This window comes from Janthinobacterium tructae, assembly GCF_006517255.1.
Classification (GTDB): Bacteria; Pseudomonadota; Gammaproteobacteria; order Burkholderiales; family Burkholderiaceae_D; genus Janthinobacterium; species Janthinobacterium tructae.
Window position 1 is genome coordinate 5,397,450 of sequence record NZ_CP041185.1, and the last position, 24,131, is coordinate 5,421,580.

Annotated in this window: 19 protein-coding genes, 1 tRNA gene and 1 pseudogene; 13 read left to right on the forward strand and 8 right to left on the reverse strand. The window is 55.3% G+C overall.

The features are described from left to right. Positions 1-49: 49 nt before the first annotated feature. Positions 50-1,591, reverse strand: coding sequence for a fumarate hydratase (locus FJQ89_RS23690; protein WP_116743341.1), 1,542 nt, complete (start codon positions 1,589-1,591; stop codon positions 50-52). An 82-nt stretch (positions 1,592-1,673) separates the two neighbouring features. After that, a complete protein-coding gene (locus tag FJQ89_RS23695; protein ID WP_071079162.1) occupies positions 1,674-2,288 on the reverse strand; it encodes a YqhA family protein in 615 nt (204 codons plus the stop codon). 293 nt (positions 2,289-2,581) lie between these two features. On the opposite strand from FJQ89_RS23695, the gene acs reads away from it, so the two are divergent. From acs to FJQ89_RS23715, 4 genes are all read left to right on the forward strand, one after another. After that, complete coding sequence (acs, locus tag FJQ89_RS23700) at positions 2,582-4,588, forward strand: acetate--CoA ligase (RefSeq protein ID WP_141171939.1); 2,007 nt, start codon at positions 2,582-2,584, stop codon at positions 4,586-4,588. A gap of 190 nt (positions 4,589-4,778) precedes the next feature. Next, a tRNA-Ser gene (locus FJQ89_RS23705) sits at positions 4,779-4,869 on the forward strand. A gap of 220 nt (positions 4,870-5,089) precedes the next feature. Then, positions 5,090-6,379, forward strand: coding sequence for a tyrosine-type recombinase/integrase (locus FJQ89_RS23710; protein ID WP_141171940.1), 1,290 nt, complete (start codon positions 5,090-5,092; stop codon positions 6,377-6,379). Positions 6,380-6,389: 10 nt separating this feature from the next. After that, positions 6,390-7,013 (forward strand): Arm DNA-binding domain-containing protein, encoded by a 624-nt coding sequence (locus FJQ89_RS23715; RefSeq protein WP_141171941.1) that lies wholly within the window; start codon positions 6,390-6,392, stop codon positions 7,011-7,013. A 39-nt stretch (positions 7,014-7,052) separates the two neighbouring features. Here FJQ89_RS23715 and FJQ89_RS23720 read toward each other — a convergent pair whose 3' ends face one another. After that, on the reverse strand, positions 7,053-7,370 hold the full coding sequence (locus FJQ89_RS23720; protein ID WP_243136227.1) for a helix-turn-helix transcriptional regulator: 318 nt from the start codon (positions 7,368-7,370) through the stop codon (positions 7,053-7,055). A 971-nt stretch (positions 7,371-8,341) separates the two neighbouring features. Between FJQ89_RS23720 and FJQ89_RS23725 the strand changes: the two are divergent. The 3 genes and pseudogenes from FJQ89_RS23725 (at position 8,342) to FJQ89_RS23735 (ending at position 13,910) form a co-directional block, all read left to right on the forward strand. Next, positions 8,342-9,503, forward strand: a pseudogene (locus tag FJQ89_RS23725) (IS3 family transposase). Positions 9,504-9,843: 340 nt separating this feature from the next. After that, on the forward strand, positions 9,844-10,626 hold the full coding sequence (locus FJQ89_RS23730) for a hypothetical protein (protein ID WP_141171942.1): 783 nt from the start codon (positions 9,844-9,846) through the stop codon (positions 10,624-10,626). Next, a complete protein-coding gene (locus FJQ89_RS23735) occupies positions 10,626-13,910 on the forward strand; it encodes a DEAD/DEAH box helicase (protein ID WP_141171943.1) in 3,285 nt (1,094 codons plus the stop codon). The genes FJQ89_RS23730 and FJQ89_RS23735 overlap by 1 nt, the downstream gene beginning before the upstream one ends. Positions 13,911-14,095: 185 nt before the next feature. On the opposite strand, the gene FJQ89_RS23740 is transcribed toward FJQ89_RS23735, so the two are convergent. Beyond that, positions 14,096-15,520, reverse strand: coding sequence for a hypothetical protein (locus FJQ89_RS23740; protein ID WP_141171944.1), 1,425 nt, complete (start codon positions 15,518-15,520; stop codon positions 14,096-14,098). Positions 15,521-15,633: 113 nt separating this feature from the next. Between FJQ89_RS23740 and FJQ89_RS23745 the strand changes: the two genes are divergently transcribed. From FJQ89_RS23745 to FJQ89_RS23755, 3 genes are all read left to right on the forward strand, one after another. Next, positions 15,634-15,915 carry a hypothetical protein gene (locus FJQ89_RS23745; protein ID WP_141171945.1) on the forward strand — a complete coding sequence of 94 codons (282 nt, stop codon included), beginning with the start codon at positions 15,634-15,636 and terminating at the stop codon, positions 15,913-15,915. A gap of 741 nt (positions 15,916-16,656) precedes the next feature. Further along, positions 16,657-17,043 carry a BPSL0067 family protein gene (locus FJQ89_RS23750; RefSeq protein ID WP_141171946.1) on the forward strand — a complete coding sequence of 129 codons (387 nt, stop codon included), beginning with the start codon at positions 16,657-16,659 and terminating at the stop codon, positions 17,041-17,043. 10 nt (positions 17,044-17,053) lie between these two features. Further along, on the forward strand, positions 17,054-17,488 hold the full coding sequence (locus FJQ89_RS23755; RefSeq protein ID WP_141171947.1) for an STY0301 family protein: 435 nt from the start codon (positions 17,054-17,056) through the stop codon (positions 17,486-17,488). Between the two features lie 182 nt (positions 17,489-17,670). Here the strand turns inward: FJQ89_RS23755 and FJQ89_RS23760 are convergent, their stop codons facing one another. Then, the gene (locus FJQ89_RS23760; protein WP_099760425.1) at positions 17,671-19,251 is read right to left on the reverse strand and encodes an isocitrate lyase; all 1,581 of its coding nucleotides are present in this window, start codon (positions 19,249-19,251) and stop codon (positions 17,671-17,673) included. A 337-nt stretch (positions 19,252-19,588) separates the two neighbouring features. Beyond that, positions 19,589-20,893, reverse strand: a complete 1,305-nt coding sequence (locus FJQ89_RS23765) for an MFS transporter (RefSeq protein WP_141171948.1) — start codon at positions 20,891-20,893, stop codon at positions 19,589-19,591. Positions 20,894-21,045: 152 nt separating this feature from the next. On the opposite strand from FJQ89_RS23765, the gene FJQ89_RS23770 reads away from it, so the two are divergent. After that, on the forward strand, positions 21,046-21,762 hold the full coding sequence (locus tag FJQ89_RS23770) for an SDR family oxidoreductase (RefSeq protein WP_141171949.1): 717 nt from the start codon (positions 21,046-21,048) through the stop codon (positions 21,760-21,762). 3 nt (positions 21,763-21,765) lie between these two features. Here the strand turns inward: FJQ89_RS23770 and FJQ89_RS23775 are convergent, their stop codons facing one another. Together FJQ89_RS23775 and FJQ89_RS23780 are read right to left on the reverse strand one after the other, a co-directional pair. Next, entirely contained in the window at positions 21,766-22,284 is a 519-nt protein-coding gene (locus FJQ89_RS23775) for a hypothetical protein (protein WP_141171950.1), read from the reverse strand. 28 nt (positions 22,285-22,312) lie between these two features. Then, positions 22,313-22,834: a DUF1993 domain-containing protein gene (locus FJQ89_RS23780; RefSeq protein ID WP_141171951.1), complete on the reverse strand. Its 522-nt coding sequence runs from the start codon at positions 22,832-22,834 to the stop codon at positions 22,313-22,315. A 199-nt stretch (positions 22,835-23,033) separates the two neighbouring features. Here FJQ89_RS23780 and FJQ89_RS23785 point away from each other — a divergent pair, with 199 nt between their 5' ends. After that, positions 23,034-23,579 (forward strand): hypothetical protein, encoded by a 546-nt coding sequence (locus FJQ89_RS23785; RefSeq protein ID WP_141171952.1) that lies wholly within the window; start codon positions 23,034-23,036, stop codon positions 23,577-23,579. Between the two features lie 111 nt (positions 23,580-23,690). Beyond that, positions 23,691-24,116, forward strand: a complete 426-nt coding sequence (locus FJQ89_RS23790) for a hypothetical protein (RefSeq protein ID WP_141171953.1) — start codon at positions 23,691-23,693, stop codon at positions 24,114-24,116. Positions 24,117-24,131 lie beyond the last annotated feature (15 nt).

Sequence of the window (24,131 nt, forward strand, 5' to 3'; positions counted from 1 at the left end):
AAAAAACGCCGCGCTGATGTTGCCGCGCGGCGTCTATGGTAGAGCTTGTTTAAGCGACCGTCACGGGAATCTTGCTGACGCTATTGAGTTGCTCGATCTTCGCCTGCCATTCTTTCGGGCCCGTGTTGTGCACCGAAGTGCCTTTCGCATCCACGGCCACCGTCACCGGCATATCGACGACGTCGAATTCGTAGATCGCTTCCATGCCCATGTCGGCAAAGCCCAGCACCTTGGCGTGCTTGATGGCTTTCGACACCAGGTAGGCGGCGCCGCCCACAGCCATCAGGTAAGCCGACTGGTGGCGCTGGATCGATTCGATGGCGACCGGGCCGCGTTCGGCCTTGCCGATCATGGCGATCAGGCCCGTTTTTTCCAGCATCATGTCGGTGAACTTGTCCATGCGCGTTGCCGTCGTCGGACCGGCCGGACCGACGGCTTCGTCGCGCACCGGATCGACGGGGCCGACGTAGTAAATCACGCGGTTCTTGAAGTCGACCGGCAACTCTTCGCCACGGGCCAGCATGTCCTGGATGCGCTTGTGCGCGGCGTCGCGGCCCGTCAGCATCTTGCCATTCAACAGCAAGGTCTGGCCTGGCGTCCACGAGGCGACTTCTTCCTTCGTCAGGGTATTGAGGTCGACGCGCTTGGATTTTTCCGTGTCAGGCGTCCAGTGCACTTCCGGCCACGACGACAGCGATGGCGGCGTCATGTAGGCGGGGCCGGAGCCGTCCAGCACGAAGTGGCCGTGGCGCGTGGCGGCGCAGTTCGGAATCATGGCGACCGGCTTCGATGCGGCGTGCGTCGGGTGCATCATGATCTTCACGTCGAGCACGGTCGTCAGGCCGCCCAGGCCTTGCGCGCCGATGCCCAGCGAGTTGATTTTGTCGCACAGTTCGATACGCAGTTCTTCCAGCTTGTTTTGCGGGCCGCGCTGTTTCAGCTCAAACATGTCGATGTCTTCCATCAACACTTCTTTTGCCATCAACATGGCTTTTTCGGCCGTACCGCCGATGCCGATGCCCAGCATGCCAGGCGGGCACCAGCCGGCGCCCATCGTTGGCACCGTCTTCATGACCCAGTCCACCAGCGAGTCGGACGGGTTCATCATGATCATCTTGGATTTGTTTTCCGAACCGCCGCCCTTGGCAGCGACTTTCACGTCGACGGTATTGCCTTCGACCAGTTCCATGTGCACCACGGCTGGCGTGTTGTCCTTGGTGTTCTTGCGGTCGAAATGCGGGTCGGCCACGATGGAAGCGCGCAGCTTGTTGTCGTCGAAGTTGTATGCGCGGCGCACGCCTTCGTTGACGGCGTCGGTAACCGTGCCGGAGAAGCCTTCGAAGCGCACGCCCATGCCGATTTTCAGGAAGACGTTGACGATACCCGTGTCCTGGCAAATCGGACGCTTGCCTTCCGCGCACATGCGCGAGTTGGTCAGGATTTGCGCGATCGCATCTTTCGCCGCCGGGCTTTGCTCGGCCGCGTAGGCGCGCGCCAGGTGCTCGATGTAATCAGCAGGGTGGTAGTAGCTAATGTACTGCAACGCTGCGGCGACGGATTCGATCAGGTCTTCTTGCTTTATGACAGTCATGGTGTTCTCGCGGTGGATAAGAAGGGTAGGACTCTTTGCTAAAAGCCCATGGCCGCCGCTGGCAGCCATGGGCTTCTTTTCTTTAGTGTGGTGCTCTGGCCTGGTTCTGCGTGACGGTCATGATGCGGTCCGTGTACGCAATCGCCATCGCCGACAGGATGAAGACCATGTGTATCACCGTTTGCGCGATGATCACTTCGATCTTGTACGAGTTGGCGTTGATGAAGGTCTTCAGCAGGTGGATGGACGAGATGCCGATGATGGCCATCGCCAGTTTCGTCTTCAGCACGGACGCATTCACATGCGACAGCCATTCCGGCTGGTCCGGATGGTCGTCGAGGTGCATGCGCGAGACAAACGTTTCATAGCCGCCGATGATGACCATGATCAACAGATTCGAAATCATGACCACATCGATCAAGCCCAGTACCACCAGCATGATGGTCGCTTCATTGAGCTTGGTCGGCAGGGCGCTGCCCGGTACGGCCACGGCCGTCAAGACGTGCTGCAGGGCCGCGTCATTGCCGAACACGGCGCCGATCAGGTCCGACAGTTCCACCCAGAAATGAAATACGTAGACGCATTGGGCAAGGATCAGGCCCAGGTACAGCGGCAGCTGCAGCCAGCGCGACATGAAGATGAAGGCGGACAGGGGATGCAGTTTGCTATGGGAGGGCTTTTGTGAGTGGTCGATCATCTGGAGTTTCCTGGGGGTAAATACCAATTTTTGGTATGCCCGACATTTTACACTCGCTGCTGATCACTGCGCATACCCTCGATTTGGATTCTTGGCCTTGATGAAACACAAAGTGGCATCAAGTAGTTACGGTGTTGTCGGTTTTTCATCCTGAAGGCTGAAGGACGTACGCTTGACGCCCGTCGGCAGTGGCGATTATGGTTAGAATGGATCGAGGAAAACGCTGCATGTAAGGCGTCCGTAAGACAGCAGGAATATTGTGTTAACAAACAATTACTACACTGGAGACTAGCATGGCCGCTATAGAGAACCAAGGGCAGGGCACTGAGCAGCAGGGACCGGAAGAGTCGCGCGTATTTGAACCGTCGGCAGCATTTGCCGCACAGGCAACGATTTCCGGCATGGACGCCTACCGCGCCATGGTGGCCGATGCCGAACGCGACTACGAAGGCTTCTGGGCCAAGCTGGCGCGCGAAAACCTGAGCTGGAAAAAGCCGTTCACCCGCACCCTGAACGAAGACGACGCGCCGTTCTACAAGTGGTTCGAAGACGGCCTGCTGAACGTGTCCTACAACTGCCTGGACCGCAACATTGAAAATGGCCTGGGCGACAAGACGGCCATCATCTTCGAAGCGGATGACGGCACCGTCACCAAGGCAACGTATACCGAGCTGCACGAAAAAGTCTGCAAGTTCGCCAACGGCCTGAAAGCCAAAGGCATCGCCAAGGGCGACCGCGTCATCATCTATATGTCGATGTCCGTCGAAGGCGTTGCTGCGATGCAAGCCTGCGCGCGCATCGGCGCCACGCACTCCGTCGTGTTCGGCGGCTTCTCGGCGAAATCGCTGCAGGAACGCATTATCGACGCGGGCGCCGTCGCCGTCATCACGGGCGACGAGCAATTACGCGGCGGCAAGAAGCTGCCATTGAAATCCATCGTCGACGAAGCGCTGGCGCTGGGCGGCTGCGAGTGCGTGAAAAACGTCATCGTGTATAAACGCACGGGCAGCGACCTGCCGATGGTGGCCGGCCGCGACACCTGGCTGCACGACCTGGTCGAAGGCCAGAGCGCGCAATGCGAGCCGGAATGGGTCGATGCCGAGCATCCACTGTTTATCTTGTACACCTCCGGTTCGACGGGCACGCCGAAGGGCGTGCAGCATTCGAGCGGCGGCTACCTGCTGTGGGCCGCGCTGACGATGAAGTGGAGTTTCGACATCAAGCCCGACGACGTGTTCTGGTGCACGGCCGACATCGGCTGGGTGACGGGCCACAGCTACATCGCGTATGGCCCGATGGCCGTGGGCGCCACGCAAGTGGTGTTCGAAGGCATCCCGACCTACCCGAACGCGGGTCGTTTCTGGGAAACCATCAAGAAGCACAACGTCAGCATCTTCTACACGGCGCCGACGGCCATCCGTTCGCTGATCAAGGCGGCCGACGTGGACCCGAAAGTCCATCCAAGCAACTACGACCTGAGCAGCCTGCGTTTGCTGGGTACGGTTGGCGAGCCGATCAATCCGGAAGCGTGGATGTGGTACTACAAGCACATCGGCGGCGAGAAATGCCCGATCGTCGATACTTTCTGGCAAACGGAAACGGGTGGTCACATGATCACCCCGTTGCCAGGCGCCACGCCGATGGTCCCCGGTTCCTGCACTCTGCCATTGCCGGGCATCATGGCCGCCATCGTCGACGAAGCGGGCCAGGACGTGCCGAACGGTCAGGGCGGTATCCTGGTGGTAAAACGCCCATGGCCGTCGATGATCCGCACGATCTGGAACAACCCCGAGCGTTTCAAGTCCAGCTATTTCCCGGAAGAACTGGGCGGCAAGATGTACCTGGCAGGCGACGGCGCCATCCGCAACAAGGAAACGGGCTACTTCACCATCACGGGCCGCATCGATGACGTCTTGAACGTGTCGGGCCACCGCATGGGCACGATGGAAATCGAATCGGCCCTGGTGGCCAACCCGCTGGTGGCCGAAGCGGCCGTGGTGGGCCGTCCGGACGACACGACAGGCGAATCGATCTGCGCCTTCGTGGTGCTCAAGCAAGCGCGTCCGACGGGCGAGGAAGCGAAACGACTGGCGCTGGAGCTGCGCAACTGGGTCGGCAAGGAAATCGGCCCGATCGCGAAACCGAAGGAAATCCGTTTCGGCGACAACCTGCCGAAAACCCGCTCCGGCAAAATCATGCGCCGCCTGCTGCGCGTGCTGGCCAAGGGCGAGACGATCACGCAAGACGTCTCGACCCTGGAAAACCCGGCGATTCTGGATCAGCTGAAAGAAACGTCGTAACAGACAGGCCAGTCCCTCCGGAAGTGCCGTGCGCAGCACTGGCGCGCATCCTTCCGCCGGGTCTGGCCAAACTTTTACCCCTGGGTAAATAACTTTGGCAGTCTGTAGAATCTTTGCTATAATCTGCGGCTTCGCGACAAGCGATATGCAGTACACAATGTGAGCAAGCAAGACGCGCGCATTGCCTTCAGGAGAGATGGCTGAGCGGCTGAAGGCGCACGCCTGGAAAGCGTGTATAGGGTAATACTCTATCGGGGGTTCGAATCCCCCTCTCTCCGCCAAAGATACAAATTGGCCAGTTCAAGGAAGTCCCAGAACGTCCACAAAAAACCGTTTTAGCCCGTGCTAAAGCGGTTTTTTTGTATTCTGGCGTCCAGTACTGTCCAGCTGCATCCAGCTCATCGGGGGGCATTACCTAGGTCGTATGCCCCCGGCTCTAGGAACCTTGCCCCCGGAAGTTGGTCAAAAGTAGTTTCCGGCATTGTGCCGAGGGAGACTACCATGGCCAAGAACAACGTTTCGCTGACCGAGATGCAGGTCAGGAATGCCAAGCCCAGGGAAAAACCTTACAAGCTATTTGATGGTGCTGGACTCTATCTTGAAGTCGCAACCAGCGGTTCGCGCATTTGGCGTTTGAAGTTTCGCCAATTGGACGGCAAGGAAAACCGGCTCACCTTCGGCCCTTATCCAGAAGTTACGCTACAGGATGCGCGAGAAAAGCGTCTGGAGGCGCGTCGATTGCTGCTGAAAGGAATAGACCCCGCCAAGCATCGCGACGACGCAAGGCGGCTCGCCGCCGAAAAATCCTCCAATACCTTCGAGAAAATCGCCAGGGAGTGGTACGCAAACAAGGTGCCAACATGGAGCGAGCGTACTGCCAAGAACATGCTGCAGCGTCTTGAAGCCGATATTTTTCCACGGATCGGCGACAGGCCGATCACGGAAATCAGGCACCGCGAATTGATTGATACCCTGCGCAAGATCGAGGAGCGCGGCGCCACCGAGATCGCGCATCGCCTGAAGGCCGTCTGCTCGCAGATATTCAGCTACGCCATCCAGTGCGGCCTGGCCGACCGCAACCTGGTGGTGGACATGAAGGACGTCCTGAAGACCAAACGCGTCTCGCACTTCGCCGCCATCGATGCCGATGAATTGCCCGCCTTCCTGGACACGCTGGCGCGCAACGAGGCGCGCATGTTCGAGCCGACGCGCATCGCGCTGCGCCTGATGCTGCTGGTCTTCGTGCGCACCAGCGAACTGATAGAGACGCCATGGAGCGAAGTCGATCTGGAGAAGGGCGAGTGGATCATTCCCTGGCAGCGCATGAAGCGCGGCAAGCTGACCGTCAACCCCGACACGACCAATCACCACGTTTGCCTGTCGCGCCAGGCGCTGGCCTTGCTGCGCCAGCTGCACACCATCACAGGCCGCGGCACATATCTGTTTCCCAACCAGCGCGACCACGACAAGCCGCTGAGCAACAACACGATGCTGGTGGCGCTGGCCCGCATGGGCTACAAGGGCCGCATGACCGGCCACGGCTTCCGGGCGTTGGCCATGAGTACCATCAAGGAGCGCCTGGGTTACCGTCATGAAGTGGTGGACCGCCAGCTGGCGCACGCGCCCAAGGACAAGGTGGCCAGCGCCTACGACCGCGCCCAGTTCCTGTCGGAGCGCCGCAAGATGATGCAGGAGTGGGCCGACTACCTGGAAGCCGTGGAACGCGGTGATACGCCGCAGCCAGGCCATCATGGATCGCTGGAACTGGTGTGGCCAGCGCCGCGTCGTTAAGGAGACAGCCATGCCAAGACGAATTGAACCTCTGACAGAGCAACAGCTGATACAGGCGGAGCCTGGGGACAAACCATTCAGGTTATTCGACGGCTACGGCCTGTATGTTGAAGTCATGCCGACTGGCTCGAAGGTCTGGCGCATGAAATTTCGCCAGAAGGACGGCAAGGAAAATGCCCTGACATTCGGCCACTACCCGGAGGTATCGCCAACGCTTGCTCGATGCCGCCGCGCAGTCGCACGCCAGATGCTGCATGATGGGCTGGACCCGCGTACAGAGTTCGACGCGGCCCACATGCGTCCACCGAAGCCCGTCAGGCGGCATTGCCTCCTTCCAGTTGCCATGGACGATAGAAAGGTGGAGCGCTGCGTAAGCCAAGTTGGCAGGCAAGCGTTGGAGCAGTTGCACGGCCTTGTGTTCCCGGCGCTGAGCCGCGTCGTGGCCGAGGAAGGTGTGAGAAGCGACATGCAGATCATACTGGAGAAAATCCAGAAGGAGCGCAGCGCCGAAGTGATTGATTTGCTGTACGACTACTGCGCCGACATCATCTTTGGCTGCCTTGGATTGGGCATTGATGAAGATTATTTGATCGAGGCCATGAGGGATGCCAGGGTGGCGCAGCGGCGGAGGTGAGCGTATCTATGCCGCAGGTATCCCGGTACTTTTCCGGCTTCATTTGGCTCTGGTCCCTTTGTTACCGATTGGCCTGATGCTTGATGAAGTGTCGATTATTGAGGATGCCGTGTTTGCAGGTCTGCTGGCCTCGATACACGCTTGCATCCAACGTAGCACCTCGCTTCTGAGCCATGCAGAGGAGCGTCCCTGCAGCTTGACAGGGGCGGGGAAGCGGCCTTCCTTGACGCCTGCATAAACGCTGCTGCGCGACTTGCCGCAGGTTGCCAGCACTTCGCCCAGGCGGATGAAGCGCTCTTCGCCCATGCGAGGTTCCACGCGGCGCTCTTTCAGGTATTCGGCTGTCGCTGCTTTCATGGCGTCCCCCTTCGTGAATCAAAAATGCCAGCGGCAGCACCGGGGCGAATGGCATATGCCGCAGGCCTTGCCCTGCGACCGATTCGTCCTTCGTCGAGACGCGCTCGCAATCATTATTCCGAAAACATGGGTCCAGTATCGAATGCCGTAATCGCTGGTGCAACAAGAATCGGCCTGCCATGCCACTTGGATCAAGCCTGCCGCGCACTTTGTGTGAGATCAAGGCTGGACACAGGAGCGGGTTCGTGGAAGCTTTAGCAGCTAAAAATTCGGCAATCGACAGCGCATTCTTCATGTGATAGATACATTGGCGCGGCCCAGATTTCATTGCTCCTGTTGCTGTATCGCCGCCACATGTGCATGCGACTGCTGGCATCTCACGCCATCAATACCTGTCAGCAATCGTTTTGACCGCCTCCAGGGGGAGCTCTTTCTGTCCACGCGGAAAGGCGCAGCCATCGGGGGAGAAGCGTGCTATTGCCGTGTAGTACTCGTACAGCAGACTATGAAAATTTGTTCCTGACATTGATCAAGGTCGGCCCAGATGCATGTCAAATGTTCCCACTTGGACGCTGCCAATTGCCGCTGATCAACCGTGCTACTTTCGGCATACATTCCTGCTAAATCTGCTCTCGTACCTGCAAAAAAATGGTTTGGTCGTGGTGTTACCCGGTGATTTAAGGGTTTCAGTCGCTGCACAGGGCGGAACTACCGTGCTAGTTTCGGCATACATTCCTGCTAAATTTGCTCTCGTACCTGCAAAAAAATGGTTCGGTCGAAGTTGCGTCCGATGATTTTTGTGGTTTAGTCGCTGCGCGAAGCGGGGCAGGATAGGTGAAGTTAGCTAACCTTTGGTTAGCTAACTTCACACCTGCTTATTCGCACCTGCGGTGCTCAACGGTCAATGTGTAGTGGTTTAATGTACCCGGACACTGATTTAGGCGAGAATGCTCGCCATGGAGAGGTGTTTGATGAGCAAGCAAAGACGTACGTTTTCCCCTGAGTTCAAACGGCAGGCGGCATGCCTGGTACTGGATCAAGGATATAGCCATACAGAGGCAAGCCGGTCGGTCGGCATCGGCGAATCAGTGCTGCGCCGCTGGGTGCAGCAGCTTCAGTTGGAGCGGCAAGGCATCACGCCACAGAGTAAGGCAATGACGCCTGATCAGCAGCGAATATAGGAACTCGAAGCACGCATTGAGCGTCTCGAGCGGGAGAAGTCCATTTTAAAAAAGCTACCGCGCTCTTGATGTCGGAAGGGATAGAACGTACGAGGTAATCGATCAGATTTGTGGTGACGAATCAATCGAGTTGATCTGCGCGGTGTTCGACGTGGCGCGGTCATGCCTGTATGCACATCGGGAGCGCGTCCGCCACATTGATGTTGAGCGCATGGCATTGCGTAGCCGCGTGCACGAGCTGTTTGTCGAGAGTCGCAGTTCGGCGGGAAGTCGCAGCATCATGGGCATGATGCGCGAGGAAGGCACGGCAATTGGCCGTTTTAAAGTCAGTCGTTTGATGGAGGAGTTGGGACTGGTCTGCAAACAGCCTGGCAGCCATGCCTATAAGCAGGCTACGGTGGAGCGGGTCGATATTCCGAACCACCTCAACCGTGAATTCACAGTGGAGGCGCCAAATCAGGTCTGGTGCGGGGACATCACCTATGTCTGGGCGCAAGGCCGATGGTATTACCTGGCCGTGGTGTTGGACTTATTCGCTCGCCGAGCGGTGGGCTGGGCATTCTCGCTACGACCCGACGCCGACCTTGTTGTGCAAGCGCTGGAAATGGCTTACGAGCAGCGAGGTCGACCACAGGGGCTGCTGTTTCATTCGGATCAAGGTAGCCAGTACGCCAGTCGAAAATTCCGTCAGCGCTTGTGGCGCTATCGGATACGACAGAGTATGAGCCGTCGGGGAAATTGTTGGGATAACTCCCCGATGGAACGGCTGTTCCGCAGCTTCAAAACTGAATGGCTGCCGTCAACTGGTTACCTGACGGCACAGGAAGCACAACGGGATATTAGCCACTACCTGATGCACCGGTATAACTGGATACGGCCACATCAGTTCAATGAGGGGTTGGCACCGGCCGTCACCGAAGAAAAACTTAACGTAGTGTCCGGGATGGGTTGACCACTACAAAGTGCTGAGTGGCTGCCCCAAATAGGGGCAGGCTATGTCTGTCCCATCAAAAAGCCTCGCCCAATCCGAATTTTGATGCCAATATATCAACACAAGGGTTGTGTTGAGGAACTTGAGCGGGATGATGACGTTCTTTTTCTGCAAAAATTGCTCATGAGCAATCACTTTGGATACGAGTGTGTGCTTATTCCGTAGTGCTCGTTTGATGCAGAATTGGCCTGCGTAGCGCTATCCTTAATTTCTTGCGGGCACTGACATCCTATAGTGACTGATGGTATGCTTGATGCAATAGCAACTTGACGCAGATTGCCGTAGACAATTAGGTACTTTAATGCCATTAACTTTCAAGCCGATAAAAGATAAAACCAATTGGGCGGGCTGCCGGTGGGAGGTCGTAGATGACGACAAGCTTGCAGAGCTTATCGCACGAGTAGCCATGGGGCAGAGTAGGTACGTTCGCCGTGTACTTACTGAGTTAAGCGTTAGCGCGACAAAAGGGAAGTCAACGGCCTTAGACGGCGCAATTAAACTTCTTACAGTTGTAGATCCAGAATATCCCTTTCATCGGGATGGCTGGATGTTTCAAGTGATATCTTGGATTTCAGCGCATATGCAGGGTCTTGCAGACGTTATTGCATATCCGCACACTATTCATGCCCATAAGGGATTCGATGGTGTCCATGTCCAATTCGATAAGAAAAAAAGATCGGTTTCGTTGGTTGTTATTTGCGAAGAGAAAGCAACGACAAATACGAAAAATTTGGTTGGTCGTATTTGGAAAGAGTTTGCGGAAATGGAATTGGGCAATCGTGACAATGAACTAACAGATCAATTAACCCATCTTTTAGAAAATCGATCAGATATCGATGTCGATAAAGCAATTGAGGAAGTTATATGGAAAGATGCAAGGGCGTATCGGGTTTCGGTCACTATCGATGATAAGTTTAATAGCGACGCGGGCTATGCTAATTTATTCAAGGGATATTCGACTACCATTTCTGGAAAAATAGATCGACGTCGGAGCGAAGTATTTTACTCTTCTGATATAAGAGATTGGTTCGATAAGTTGGCGGTTAAATCTATTGAATTCGCCAAAAAAATGGAAAAAAACTAATGTACGATCCGATAACATCTCGTCTAATTAGAAGCTCCCCTCCTTTACAGGGTCTGGACAGAGATCGCTTGCCCGAAGAGATGGCCAAGGTATTTGCGGAAATATCTGCTGCACGCCTGCGCATTCGTGAAGGATTGGACGTCGAGACAGATGCTCTTAGAGGTGTGATTAATCGAATGCGTCGTTTAGCTCTGACTAACGAGGCATTGGTAGCAAGTACTCCGAATCGATTGGATAGAGCCTCTGCTGCATTCGTTGCGGGGTCGGCCCATGTGCTAAGTTTTAACGCAAATAGCATTCTTGGAGATGCACCAAATCGTAGTTACTTGGGTGCTCAAAGTATATCTACGGACTTAGCTGCAATACTTTTATTTTTAATTGCAGAGGCTACTCCGGATGCTGCGGAACTTGCTACTAAAATTCAGGCAGAAGATGGCCAAAATCCAATCGTTTTGAGCTTAATTGGTGCTGTACAAGGAATTGCGAAGGGAGAGCTTGAGCAGTTGTGTCAGCAAACGATACCAACACTCGATCTCGGAAATTACGATTCTATGGCAGATGCTGCTATCCAAGCGCTCTACTTGGAAATCTTAAAAGGCGTCATTCGTCTAGCTCAAGAACTGTTGCATATCCAAGACCTGCAGTCGGAAAATGCTCAAGAGATATTTTTCCGGGTCAAAGGCTTAGCATCGGCAGCTCCCGATGACCAGGAATGGCTTACGAAAGAGATTGGTGCCTTCTCCGGCCCCCATCATTTAGCGTCGTTGCTTATAGCGTTAAGCTTAGATTTACCGGGGATAACAATTCATGGTATCCCCCCGCCTACTGGGGTGTCTCCAGAAAAATGGCGGGAATCTATTCGACGGATTGCAATTGGAAGACCATATCTTTGGCGAAATCATCGTGAGGCGATTGATAAAGGGTATTTGAACCCTGGGGTTTCTGCTGCCGTAGGATTTCCAACTGGGGCGGGGAAGTCAACTCTTTCAGAATTAAAAATTAACTCAACGTTGTTAATGGGTAAGAAAGTTGTGTTCCTCGCACCCACTAATGCGTTGGTCGGGCAGGTAACAGCCGCGCTAAAGCGAGTTTTTCCCAGTGAGCATGTAACCCAAGAAAATCTACTAGATATCTCCTTCAACGACATCTCGACAAATACCCCAGAAGTGGTCGTGATGACGCCGGAAGCATGCCTTGCGCAAATCAGTGTCAATCCTTCGGGATTTGAAGATGTTGGCATGTTAGTGTTTGACGAGTGCCATCTGCTTCACAATGACGCTAACGCTTTCGGGAGGAGGGCTCTCGACTCAATGCTTTGTATACTCGGCTTCGCCTCTTTGGCACCCTCAGCAGACTTCCTCTTACTCTCTGCAATGATGAAAAACACTGGCGAAATTGCCAGTTGGCTACAGAGCTTTACCGGCCGTCCTTGCTTGGAACTCTCACTTGCTTGGAAACCTACTCGACAGCTAAGAGGGAGTGTTGTTTATCGACAAGTCGAACTAGAAGAGCTTTCTAAAGGACTTGTAATATCTAGCAAAGTTGGAAAAACAATTGCTCCTTCTACTAAAGACAAGGAAGCGTTAATCTGCCAACCTTTAGGGCTTTTCGGATTGCAACAGACTTGGGCAACTAGGAAGAAAGTGGATTATGCGCTACTGCCGCTGCTTAGTGAAAATATCAATCTTGGCGCCAATAAGTACTGGAAGATTACGCCTAATTCTGGTGAAGTTTCTTCTCGAATTGCAAATGAAGCTGCAAAGTCGGGATTGAAAACTCTTGTCTTTTTCCAAACTATTAAAAATGCTGCAAGCGCGGTTGCTAAATTAAAAAAGCTTGGCGGCAGGACTTCTGTGAGACTTAATGAAAAAGAAAATAAATTATTAAAAATATCTGAGTTGGAAATGGGTGGCGCTGATCATCTTTATATCGATATAAAGAATGGTCGCCTGAATAATCAGTGTGTTGTTCATCACGGGCTTCTGCTAACGGAGGAACGTCACCTATGCGAATCTATATATGCACGCCCAGATGGTGCTGCGGTAATGGTAGCAACCTCTACGGTAGCTCAAGGCATGAATTTTCCTAGCGAATTGGTAATTATTGCAGAAGATAGTAGATTTGATGAAAACTTGGATAGACGTAAGGTATTGGAAGCTCAAGATCTTCTTAATGCAGCCGGTCGCGCAGGCCGGGCTGGTTCAAAATCTAATGGTATTGTGTTAGTTGTTCCAGGTAAAGTTGTTGGAGTTGATTTCAATAAAGGTATAATTGGTAGCCATTGGAATAGTCTGCAGGAAATTTTTGCGCAATCTGATCAATGTTTAGTTATTGACGATCCGATAACTGCAATACTTGATCGTGTGCATGCTAATACAGCCACCGCCAATGAAGTTGAGCGTTATGTTATTTCCAGACTGGGCAATTCAGTGGCAGGGAAAGACGTATCTGAGAAAATTTCAAAAATCATATCAAGGTCTTTAGGAGCTTACCGTGCTATCAAGCAAGGCGACAAAAATTGGATTTCTGAACGGATTAACGCAGCTATAAAATTCTACGAAAACCATAACAATAATGATGAATTTGATAATGATGAATTGCAGATTGCGTCTACCTTAGGCATACCAGTTTCGGTAGTTTCGGCACTGTCAAAAGAGGTCACTCCGGAGCTGATTTTAAAGCTGGATTCGGTCGAAAAATGGTGTAGTTGGATGTTCGCATGGATATCTAGGAATGCTGGATTTTTCAAAATGATTATTCGCGACGATACGCTTGAAGATCTATTTGGCGGCGTATTCGTAAAAATATCGAATGATGATGAGAAAGCTACCTATGCTTTGCCATATTTAAAAAAACTAACAAAACTATGGATGGCGGGTGCATCACTGTCGAAACTTGAGTTGGCGATGGGGACTGATGTTGATAATTTGAAAGTATGTATAAAGGCTCGACGCTTTGTGTTACGAGTAATTCCAGAGCTAGCCTATTTCTTTGGAATACCTTTATTAGTGCATCAGCACAAAGTAAAAGACACTGAAATTCCTGTTGAATTTCCCGCTGCTTTGGCGCAGTTTGGCCGATGTGTCAAAGAGGGGTTTGATAGCTATGAAAAGTTTGCTCTTTCTCAGTTACGTCAAAATATAAATTTATCAAGAATGCAGGTCCATGATCTATTTGGGAAGATTGCGCCCTATTTAGATGAGCCTGCTAAGAGTGAAAGCTGGAAGTCGGCATTTAATCGCGTTAGGGGTGCACGTGATTCTTATGAAGATGATGACATGTAATTTCCATGAATTCTTGTTGATAAATTCCATATAGTGAGTAGATTAATATATGGCGTCTGAGCAAATCTCAACTATTGGATACTTGGCAATTGCGAGCGGTGGGGAAGCGCTGGCAGCAACGACATTTACAGGCGCCAAGGGAATCTTTCGGTTGCCTTCCGCCGCAACGGTTTTTCGGCCGAACATCAAGTTGAGGCATCATCAAGGCCGAAGATTTCAGGTACACGATCTAAAAATTCGCGATGCCAATTAGAGCGCCTTCTGCGTAGTGTCTCCGAACTGTACTGAAAGCCATGTTGGTGTATGAGTTTTGAAACGTAATCATCAAAATCGGATCGATTTTTGATTCCTAGTGGTTCTAGCTTATCTTTATTCTGATGTCGATACCTGTAACTATTTTCCGCAATTAATCCAGCCAAACAATATAAGATAGTCTTTTTAGAGCTGACGATCTTGCGCCGCATCCCATGACTGACGACAAGATGTCGAAGGCTGGGGGGTAATTTCTCGAGAAATTCTGCAGATTCTTTAGGCTTACTATGACGCTTTTGCCATTCCAAATTTAGCCGCATCAAGAGAAGTGCCAGTTGCCGCCCAATGTCATGATTGGGATCATCAAGAGGAACAAGTAGGGCCAACGAATCAAGAACTCCCTTGTCATATACACGAATATTCGCTCGATCCGAATCGATAATGCTGCGTCGAAGTATTCTAGTTTCTCGGTCATCCCCACTAAACATCAGTGTTGACGCTCGCAAGAACCAGATGCTGAATTGGCTATAGAAAAAATCGGAGGGGAGAATTTTTACGGCGACGCGTTGAGGGGAGAATCGTGCGTCGGAGACATATCCATAGTGGTTCAGCTGTGTATAGTGGCTGAGGGCGTTAAGGCTTGTGCGGCTCCCACTGAAACTTGCCAAATCGCTCCAAGAGTAGCACTGATCTATCTTTAGTCGAATTTGCTTTGCTGTTGGAAGCAGCTCAGCGACAATTTCCATTCGCTTGATACGGGCAGGATCGGCAGCTATTCCCTCGACCCCCTTTTCATAGCTCTCGACTTCGGCAATGAGTTCGGACTGAACAATCCTTCCTGGACGGGAAGCAATCGCCATAATGCAAGCCGCTAATGCTGGCACGTGAAATGGGAATTGTTCGCGCTCGCCAATCAAACGAATCCTTGTGCGTATTTGCTGCATGATGCGGCCCTTGGGGGTGCGATCATCAAGCGCTGCTTTGGCCTCCCGCACCAGCGAAACTACGACAAAGTACGGCGCTTTAGTTTCCCGATGGAGGCGCAATAAATCCTTATTAGTCGGCGATATTGACCAGTCTAGCAACGAGTATGAGAGTCCCCTTTCGTTAACACCAATGTTGTTTGCATGCTGAAGTGAGTTAAGAATCGCCCAGGCGGCTGATTCCCGATCACGTTCCGTCTCGAATATGTGGGAAGACTCTCCAACCTTTTCTTTAACTAGCTTGGATAAGTTGCCAAGTTGCGTGAGTCCGTTACCCTGCTCGTGCTCCCAAGTCATGGTGAGCAATAACTGGAGTTCAGCATCCATGAGATCGATAGATGCTGATTCGAATTCATGTAATTTTTGTTTTGTCAAGGGTAGCATTCGTCGTGGTAGATGTGGACATTTTATCCCTATCTTGAATGGGGCAGAATACCTAACGGTGAACGAGTTCACCAAAAACCTACCCCTAACTACGGAGTCATAGCATGCTTACCAATGCAATTAAGCAAGTATCCGGCACTGCCGGTGAGGCGCTCGAAATGCGCGCGTATCAAAAACTCAAAGATCGCTACAAAGACGATGGTGTCATAAAGGCAATCATTGAGGGTGAGTTGCGCTCAGCAGGCGAGACGATGGAGTCGTTCAATATCTACCTCCGTGTAAAGACGAAAGTGCAAAACGACAAAATCAGCATCGTTCGCGCTGAAAAAGAAGCCGAGGAGCTTGCACAGAACTACCTGGGCTCAACCGGTTTTCGTAATGACTAATCTGCAATTTTGAGCCTGACTCGAATCGGCGGCCGTCAATTTACGATAGCCGCCGATTTTTATTTGTAACTCACTTAACCCCGTTACCACGCTCCCACTGTGCGTTGCCACTGCTGTATATTGGCTACTATGACGGCTCATTTTTTGGGAAAATTGGGGAAAATTTTTACGCCCCCTGCTTCGACAGTGGCGATAGTCATGGGGGAAATGTCTGAGGTGTCACTCGTTCACCTACTATCACTTCTTTTACTCGTACAGCAGCGGCAGCGTGCGCAAGCCTACAGCCTAGGATTGGCCGTACCTAATAGGTATCCTACCTATAGGCTATCTTTAGTAAGAGCGAAAAAAAGAGCTACGGGCAAGTGCGCGTAACTCTTTGATTTTATTGCTTATTATTGGTGGCCCGGGGCGGAATCGAACCACCGACACAAGGATTTTCAATCCTTAGCTCGAATGGATATTTTTTGTTGCATTAATTCATGGTGTAGGTAGCCAACTTTTTGGTAAGGGCATCGTTGGGGGTATTCTTTAATCTACCATCCGTCGAAATCAGCCATCCATGCGCTTTGCCAGCTATGATTCGAATCCCCCTCTCGCTTCGCTGCCAGCCGGCTGGACTGAGACTGGCTTGGCACGCGGGCGCGGTTTTGCATTACTCCCCCTCAAACCTTATCCCATCTCAATTCCCCATATTTTTCCCCCATGTATCGTAAGCCTCTCCCACCACCCCCGGAGAGTCCCATGTCCTACACCTATACCAAAGTCGACGAACTGGAAAAAACCACCATGGTCGGCAACCATCAATGCGTCGCGCTGGTCCGCCATTACGCGGGCGCGCCAGCCCCGTTGGCCTGGAAGCAGGGGGAGGCAGCGTTGGGAAATCGCTTGCTGCGCAAGGGCACGGCCATTGCCACGTTTATCAACGGTAAGTATGCGAATCATCAACAAGGCAATCACGCAGCCCTGTATATGGGACAGACGCTGGACGGGATCATTGTCATGGATCAGTGGTCGGGCAAGCGCCTGGGCATCGTGACTTCGCGCACCCTGCGTTCCAAAGGGCAATACAAGAATGGCTTGCATATCGATCCCAGCAACAATGCCGATGCTTTCTTCGTCATCGAATAGGGGAGCATCCATGCAACCTAAACCTTTGTTGACCGGCGTCGCCTGCTGCCTTTTCCCGGTGCTCGCGCAGGCTGCGGTGACCGCCTCATATGCTTGTCCGGAGAGCGTGCCTGCGGCATCGATCAGCCTGACCGGCGTACCGGCTGGCTGGGCGCCGTATATCGACAGCCAGCTCTACCTGAGCGCCGCAGCGCCTATCGATGGCGCACCGCAGCGCAGGGGCCAGCTCGTGCCCAGCGAGGAGCGCAAGAAGAAAGGGCAAACGACGCTCAGCTACCGACTGGAAGGCCGCTATCCAGATGGCAAGTGGCTGCAATGCAGCTATGGCGTGCATGGAGAAGTAACGCTGTCGAGGCGAATGGACGACAGTGTCAGCGTGTGCGAATTTACCTACAGGAAAGGCAGCAAGGCCGGGCAGAACGAGATCGATATCGATTGCCGGTAAGTGAGTTGGTATCAGCGCTATTGCTGGCGGGATCGCAGTCCGCAAAGCCCGATGCGCCTGCGGCTGTGCATTTCGGTTTACGCGTTCCGCTAAGCCGACCTACGAAATGGTCGCCTGCCCGCAGCGCAGACGCAAAAAAACCCGCCGAAGCGGGTTTTTCAATCTACAGCCAAACCAAAAACTCAGAACTGGTTCATGGTGTTGTCTTTACCAGCCGCTTTCAGCGCCGCTTCGCCGCTGAAGTAATCCTTGTGATCGTCGCCGATGTCCGAGCCGGACATGTTTTGATGTTTCACGCAGGCGATGCCCTGGCGGATTTCCTTGCGCTGCACGCCGGCCACGTAGCCCAGCATGCCCTGGTCGCCGAAGTATTCCTTGGCCAGGTTGTCGGTCGACAAGGCGGCCGTGTGGTAGGTCGGCAGGGTAATCAGGTGATGGAAGATGCCGGCTTCGCGGGCCGAGTCGGCCTGGAAGGTGCGGATTTTCTCGTCGGCCGTGATCGCCAATTCCGTCTGGTCGTATTCCACGCTCATCAGCTGGGCGCGTTCGTAGGCGGACACGTCCTTGCCGTCGGCCTTCATGATGTCATACACCTGCTGGCGGAAGTTCAGGGTCCAGTTGAACGATGGGCTGTTGTTGTACACCAGCTTGGCGTTCGGGATGACCTTGCGGATTTCGCTGACCATGCCGCCGATTTGCGCGATATGCGGTTTTTCCGTTTCGATCCACAGCAGGTCGGCGCCGTTTTGCAGCGAGGTGATGCAATCGAGCACGCAACGCTCTTCGCCGGAACCGGCGCGGAACTGGAACAGGTTGCTTGGCAGGCGTTTTGGACGCAGCAGCTTGCCTTCGCGCTTGAGGATGACGTCGCCATTGCCCAGCGCATCGGCCGACACTTCTTCGCAGTCGAGGAAGGAGTTGTATTGGTCGCCCAGGTCGCCTGGTTCATTCGTGACGGCGATCTGCTTGGTCAGGCCGGCGCCCAAGGAGTCCGTGCGGGCAACGATGATGCCGTCGTCCACGCCCAGTTCCAGGAAGGCGTAGCGGATGGCGCGGATCTTGGCCAGGAAGTCTTCATGTGGCACCGTGACTTTACCGTCCTGGTGGCCGCATTGTTTCTCGTCCGATACCTGGTTTTCGATCTGGATGCAGCAGGCGCCCGCTTCGATGAACTGTTTCGCCAGCAGGTACGTGGCTTCCGCATTGCCGAAACCGGCGTCGATGTCGGCGATGATGGGCACGACGTGGGTGATGTGGCCGTCGATCTTGGCCTGGATCGCTTGCTTCTCAGCACCTTGGGCCGCGTCCAGCTGGCGGAACAGGCCGCCCAGTTCGCGGGCATCGGCCTGGCGCAGGAAGGTGTACAGTTCGCGGATCAGGCTGGTGACGGCGGTCTTTTCATGCATCGACTGGTCTGGCAGCGGGCCGAACTCGGAGCGCAGGGCGGCAACCATCCAGCCGGACAGGTAGAGGTAGCGGCGGTCGGTGCTGTTGAAGTGCTTCTTGATCGAGATCATCTTCTGTTGACCGATGAAACCGTGCCAGCAGCCGAGCGACTGGGTGTACTTGGATGGGTCCGCATCGTAGGCAGCCATGTCGTTGCGCATGATCTTGGCCGTGTAACGGGCGATGTCCAGGCCGGTCTTGAATTTGTTCTGGGCGCGCATGCGGGCGGCGGACTCGGGATTGATGGCGTTCCAGGCGCTGCCTTGTTGCTCTTTCAAACCAGCAACAGCCTTGATGTCGTCTTGATATTGGGACATGTGAATCTCCTAAAAAGAAAAGCTATGTTTGAGAAAATCGCCGAGTGCGCCACAACGTCTTGTCGAAGCAAACTGCATGACTAAATAGTAGGCCGATTCGCGCCAATGTTCAAGTCTTATATAAGACATATAACTTAAATTAAGTCTTTGTTTTTCAATGGCTTAATTATGATTTTTCAGGATGTGAAATGAATTTTCAAAAAGTGAGAGCATCAATGGCTGAGTCTGGCGGTTCAGATTCCGCGATGTGAAACGCCTTTTCAGAATTTGGTGCAGCGCGACAAATCGGGGGCGAAAAAAAACCGCCCGAAGGCGGCTTGGGGCGCAGGCGGCGCGTTTAGCGTCCCACGGTCTGCCGCTGGTCCTTGATGAACAGCGCCGTCAGCATGCCGATTACGCACACGCCGATTACATAATAGGCGGGGCCCAGCACGTTGTTCTTCAGCATCAGGGTCACGACCACGGGCGTCAGGCCGCCGAAAATCGCGTACGACAAGTTGTAGGAAAACGACAGTCCCGAGAAGCGCACCTGGGCCGGGAACGCCTGCACCAGCACGTAGGGCACGGCGCCGACGACGCCGACGAACAGGCCCGTCATCGCGTACAGGGGCAGCAGCAGGTCGGGGCGGCTGCCGACGGTGGTGTAGAAGATATATGTGCTGATGGCCAGCAGCACGGAGCCGACGAAGATCACGCGCTTGCCGCCCAGGCGGTCGGCCAGCATGCCGGCGATGATGCAGCCGAAGGCCAGGCACAGGGTGGCCACGGTATTGGCCACCAGGGTGGTGCGCGGCGCGATGTGGTGGATCTTTTGCAGCAGGGCAGGCGTCATCAAAATGACGACAACGATGCCTGCCGACAGCATCCAGGTCAGCAGCATTGACACGGCGACGGCGCCGCGGTGGCTGCGCAGCACGGATTTCAGGGGCATTTCCGTGGACAGCGCCTTGCGTTGCTGCATTTCCGCAAAGACGGGGGTTTCATGCAGCCAGCGGCGCAGATACATGGCGCCAAAGCCGAAGAGGCCGCCCAGCAAGAACGGATAGCGCCAGGCGCCATCGGTGATTTCTGCCGGCGTGTAGACGGTGTTCAAGCCCGTCGCGACGAGCGAGCCGAGCAGAATGCCCACCGTCAGGCCGGCCGTCAGCACGCCGCAGGCAAAGCCCGTGAAACGGCTCGGCACGTGTTCGGACACAAACACCCAGGCGCCCGGCACTTCGCCGCCCACGGCCGCGCCCTGGAAGACGCGCATCAAGAGCAGCAGCAGCGGGGCGGCCAGACCGATGGTGGCGTAGGTCGGCAGCAAGCCGATCAGCAGGGTCGGCACGGCCATCATCAGGATGGAGAGGGTGAACATGCGCTTGCGGCCGAGCAAGTCGCCAAAGTGGGCCATGACGATGCCGCCCAGCGGACGCACCACGTAGCCGGCGGCGAAGATGCCGAAGGTTTGCAGCAAACGCAGCCATTCCGGCATTTCCGGTGGGAAGAACAGCTGGCCGATGGCGTTGGCAAAGAAGACGAAGATGATGAAATCGTAGAATTCCAGCGCGCCGCCGAGGGCGGCCAGCGACAGGGTTTTATAGTCTTGCTTGGTGAGGGGACGGCTTGCGGCGTTGATTGCGGCGGTGTTGGAAGTAGGCATGTGTCTCGTTCTTGTGTGTTATCGGAGATTGCCAGACCTAGCATACGCATTTCCGCCGTGTGAGTAAATGCGGTGCGTATGGGGAATAGCCTCAGCTGTGCTTAATACAACGCCGCTATCATCGGCGTTGACTTCATTGGAAAGGACACACAATGCACATCATGATCGTGGGCGCCAGCCGGGGCCTGGGGCGCGCGCTGGTGGACGGTTTGCTCGCTGACGGACATACCGTCATCGGCGTATCGCGCCAGCAACCCGCCGACTTGCCTGCCGGCCAGGGCACACAGCTGCAATGGATCGCTGCGGACCTGGCCGCACCGGCCGAGGCCGTCGAACGCATCGCGCGTGTAGCGCCCGCCGTGCTGGATGCGGTGATCTACAACCTGGGCGTGTGGGAAGAAAAAGCCTTCAGCGATGACTACGCTTTTCTCGGCGATGCGGACGAGGCCATCGTCGACATGGTCAATATCAACATCACGGCGACGATATTGCTGCTCAAGCGCCTGGTACCCCGCTTGCTGGCCAGCAGCAAGCCGCAGCTGATACTCACGGGGTCGACGTCCGGCCTGCGCCAGAGCGGCCGCCCGGAAGTGACGTTCAGCGCCTCGAAATTCGCCCTGAACGGCATCGCCGATGCCTTGCGCGAAGGTTTCCGCGTACAGGGACTGGCCGTGACGGCGCTGCAGCTGGGCTATCTGAATACCTATGATGGCTTGTCCGTGCCTCTGGCGGACGCCGCCGCGCGGGGCGAGGGCGAGCTGATTCCCGTGCATGACGTCGTTGCCGTCGTGCGCATGCTGCTGAGCCTGTCGAATGCCTCGTTCGTGCGCGAACTGGTGCTGCCGGCGCTGCGCGACGAGCGTTTCTGACTGTCAGGTATCTTCGCCGTAGACCTCGGTCCAGCCGAGCCGCTCTTCCAGCCACTCGTCCACCTCCGAGCTATCCATGTGCAGCAGGGCAGCGCCCAGCCGCAGCTTGCCATTGGCAAGGGCCAGCACGGCAAATACGGATTCCAGCATGACGGGGTCCTGCTGGCCTTGCAGGTCGCGCGCGGCGATGGCCGGTAGCTGCGCCCAGGCTGCCTGATAGCTGTCGGCCAGCCAGTCCGGCAGCGGCGGATTGTGCTTGCGGTGGCGCTCCAGCTCGATCAGGGCGATGAGCGCATAAAAATCTTCCTCGCGCGATTGCGCGTTGCCCAGCATGTGGACGAGCTGGGGCACGGCCGCGTACGAGGCGACGCCCACGTCGCCCTGGTGGTGCAGCTCTTCCCACAGTTCATGCCAGACGTCTTCGCCCGCCTGCATGGCCTTGAGCGCTGCGGCCACGTCGTAGGGCATGCGGTAGCCGCCTTCCAGGGTGGGCCAGATGGGATCGTCTAGTGAGAGCAGCATGGGTTTCCTTGTTCAAACATGCAAGTCATTATGCTTGGCGCGCATACGCAAACATATGCTGCACATACTCGGCCTTGCCTAGCGGCACGCCGTTATGCCGCAGGATGTTGTAGGCCGTCACCAGGTGAAAATAGAACTGCGGCGTGGCCCAGTTGAGCGCGTATTCCAGGCCCGTCATGTCGAAGCTCAAGCCGCCAGCCAGGGTGATCGACACGGGCTGCTGCGCGCTGTCATCGACCGCTGCGCGATCCGCCGCAGCGAGCATTGCCAGGGTGTCCTCGATCAGCGTCTTGGCTTGCCGCATGTCGGCGGGCGTGGCGAGCTGGGGCAGCGCTTTCTGCGTCAGCCGGCACACGGCTTCCTGCGCCTGCGTGCACGTGAATTCCACCTGGCGCGCCAGGGTGTGCATGTCGGGTGCCAGGCGCGCGTCGAGCAGGTTTTGTACCTCAAAACCCAGCGCCTGGGCGCGTTCTTCGCCTTTGCTTAGCAGGGTGCTTAGGGAGCGCAGCATTTGTGCGAAGCAGGGGATGGTAATGGCGTAGACCGACATGGATAGTCCTCGATTGAGTGGAGATGCAGGGGCCTGGCGCCAGATGGGGCCAGGGCATGCCCAAGGCGGACCAGATATTAGCATATTGAAATTTGTAATGATTTGCTAAAGGACTGCCGTTCCCGCTACCATGGCAGCCTCGGATGGCCAGCCCAGGCTGGCTGCCCGGGTTTGCGTATTTTCCCTCGATAGGAACTCCATGAAATCACTCGTCACCAGCGCCGTCTTCGCTTCCTTGCTGGGCTTGCTGCCGGCCGCTGCGCAAGCGCAAGATGCACGCGATCAATTCTTCGCGACCCTGGAAAGCCTGTGCGGCCAGCAATTTGACGGTGTGCTGGTGTATCCCAAGGATCCGCGGCATGATTTCGCGGGCAAGCGCCTGCATGCGGACTTTGCCGCTTGCGGCGAGCGGCAAATCAAGGTGCCGTTCCAGGTGGGCGAGGACAAGTCGCGAACCTGGATCATCAGCCGCACGCCGGCGGGACTGGCCTTGCAGCACGATCACCGCCACGCGGACGGTACGCCCGACGCCGTGACCATGTATGGCGGCATGGCCAGTACAGCTGGCTCGGCCTTGTCGCAATCGTTCCTGGCCGACGACTACACGGCCATGCTGGTCAAGGGTGCGGCCACAAATGTGTGGACCATCAGCATCAGCGCCGACGGCTCAACCCTTACGTATCACCTGGAGCGCGACGCCCAGCCGCGCGCCACCGTAGTGTTCAAGCGTAGCGGCGCCGGTTAAGTTCAGTTCGGTCCGTTCCGGGTTCTTGCTGGAGGAGCTGCCGGGCCGTGCTCCAGCGTGCCCATCGGACATGCTACAGTCCGCCATCGCCGCCTTCCTCGATCATTATCGATGCCTACCTGGACTTCCCCGCCACAACTCGTCGCCCTTGCCGCCTTTTATGTGCAGGCGCAAGCCCAGCCGGATGCCTTCAGCGACGCGGCCTTCCTCGATGCCGTCAAGGCTGCCCACTGGCCCACCAACTGCTGGAGTTACATGGAGGCGTCATTCGCCATCATCGCCCCCGCTTGCCTGCTGCGTCCGCATCTGGCCGCCGAGCTGATCGCCATGCCTATCGACGCCATGATCGCGGGTGGCCTGGAGGATGCGGGGCAAGTCATCGCGATCGGCCTGGACTGCGCCAGGCGCGACGCGCCGTATGTGGCGCCGAGCGAGGAGGGCAAGCGCTGGCTGACGCAGGTGTGGCCGGGATTGGGAGAACTGATCGGGCAGGTATTTGCGGCCAGGCTGCAAGCGGCGCTGGCCGATGAAGATTGATGTAACTATAAACTG

What these genes read in the sequence shown, in the direction of transcription:
- FJQ89_RS23690 (WP_116743341.1), bottom strand. Translation starts at nt 1,591, where the DNA reads ATGACTGTCATAAAGCAAGAAGACCTGATCGAATCCGTCGCCGCAGCG.
- FJQ89_RS23695 (WP_071079162.1), bottom strand. Translation starts at nt 2,288, where the DNA reads ATGATCGACCACTCACAAAAGCCCTCCCATAGCAAACTGCATCCCCTG.
- acs (WP_141171939.1), top strand. Translation starts at nt 2,582, where the DNA reads ATGGCCGCTATAGAGAACCAAGGGCAGGGCACTGAGCAGCAGGGACCG.
- FJQ89_RS23710 (WP_141171940.1), top strand. Translation starts at nt 5,090, where the DNA reads ATGGCCAAGAACAACGTTTCGCTGACCGAGATGCAGGTCAGGAATGCC.
- FJQ89_RS23715 (WP_141171941.1), top strand. Translation starts at nt 6,390, where the DNA reads ATGCCAAGACGAATTGAACCTCTGACAGAGCAACAGCTGATACAGGCG.
- FJQ89_RS23720 (WP_243136227.1), bottom strand. Translation starts at nt 7,370, where the DNA reads ATGAAAGCAGCGACAGCCGAATACCTGAAAGAGCGCCGCGTGGAACCT.
- FJQ89_RS23730 (WP_141171942.1), top strand. Translation starts at nt 9,844, where the DNA reads ATGCCATTAACTTTCAAGCCGATAAAAGATAAAACCAATTGGGCGGGC.
- FJQ89_RS23735 (WP_141171943.1), top strand. Translation starts at nt 10,626, where the DNA reads ATGTACGATCCGATAACATCTCGTCTAATTAGAAGCTCCCCTCCTTTA.
- FJQ89_RS23745 (WP_141171945.1), top strand. Translation starts at nt 15,634, where the DNA reads ATGCTTACCAATGCAATTAAGCAAGTATCCGGCACTGCCGGTGAGGCG.
- FJQ89_RS23750 (WP_141171946.1), top strand. Translation starts at nt 16,657, where the DNA reads ATGTCCTACACCTATACCAAAGTCGACGAACTGGAAAAAACCACCATG.
- FJQ89_RS23755 (WP_141171947.1), top strand. Translation starts at nt 17,054, where the DNA reads ATGCAACCTAAACCTTTGTTGACCGGCGTCGCCTGCTGCCTTTTCCCG.
- FJQ89_RS23760 (WP_099760425.1), bottom strand. Translation starts at nt 19,251, where the DNA reads ATGTCCCAATATCAAGACGACATCAAGGCTGTTGCTGGTTTGAAAGAG.
- FJQ89_RS23765 (WP_141171948.1), bottom strand. Translation starts at nt 20,893, where the DNA reads ATGCCTACTTCCAACACCGCCGCAATCAACGCCGCAAGCCGTCCCCTC.
- FJQ89_RS23770 (WP_141171949.1), top strand. Translation starts at nt 21,046, where the DNA reads ATGCACATCATGATCGTGGGCGCCAGCCGGGGCCTGGGGCGCGCGCTG.
- FJQ89_RS23775 (WP_141171950.1), bottom strand. Translation starts at nt 22,284, where the DNA reads ATGCTGCTCTCACTAGACGATCCCATCTGGCCCACCCTGGAAGGCGGC.
- FJQ89_RS23780 (WP_141171951.1), bottom strand. Translation starts at nt 22,834, where the DNA reads ATGTCGGTCTACGCCATTACCATCCCCTGCTTCGCACAAATGCTGCGC.
- FJQ89_RS23785 (WP_141171952.1), top strand. Translation starts at nt 23,034, where the DNA reads ATGAAATCACTCGTCACCAGCGCCGTCTTCGCTTCCTTGCTGGGCTTG.
- FJQ89_RS23790 (WP_141171953.1), top strand. Translation starts at nt 23,691, where the DNA reads ATGCCTACCTGGACTTCCCCGCCACAACTCGTCGCCCTTGCCGCCTTT.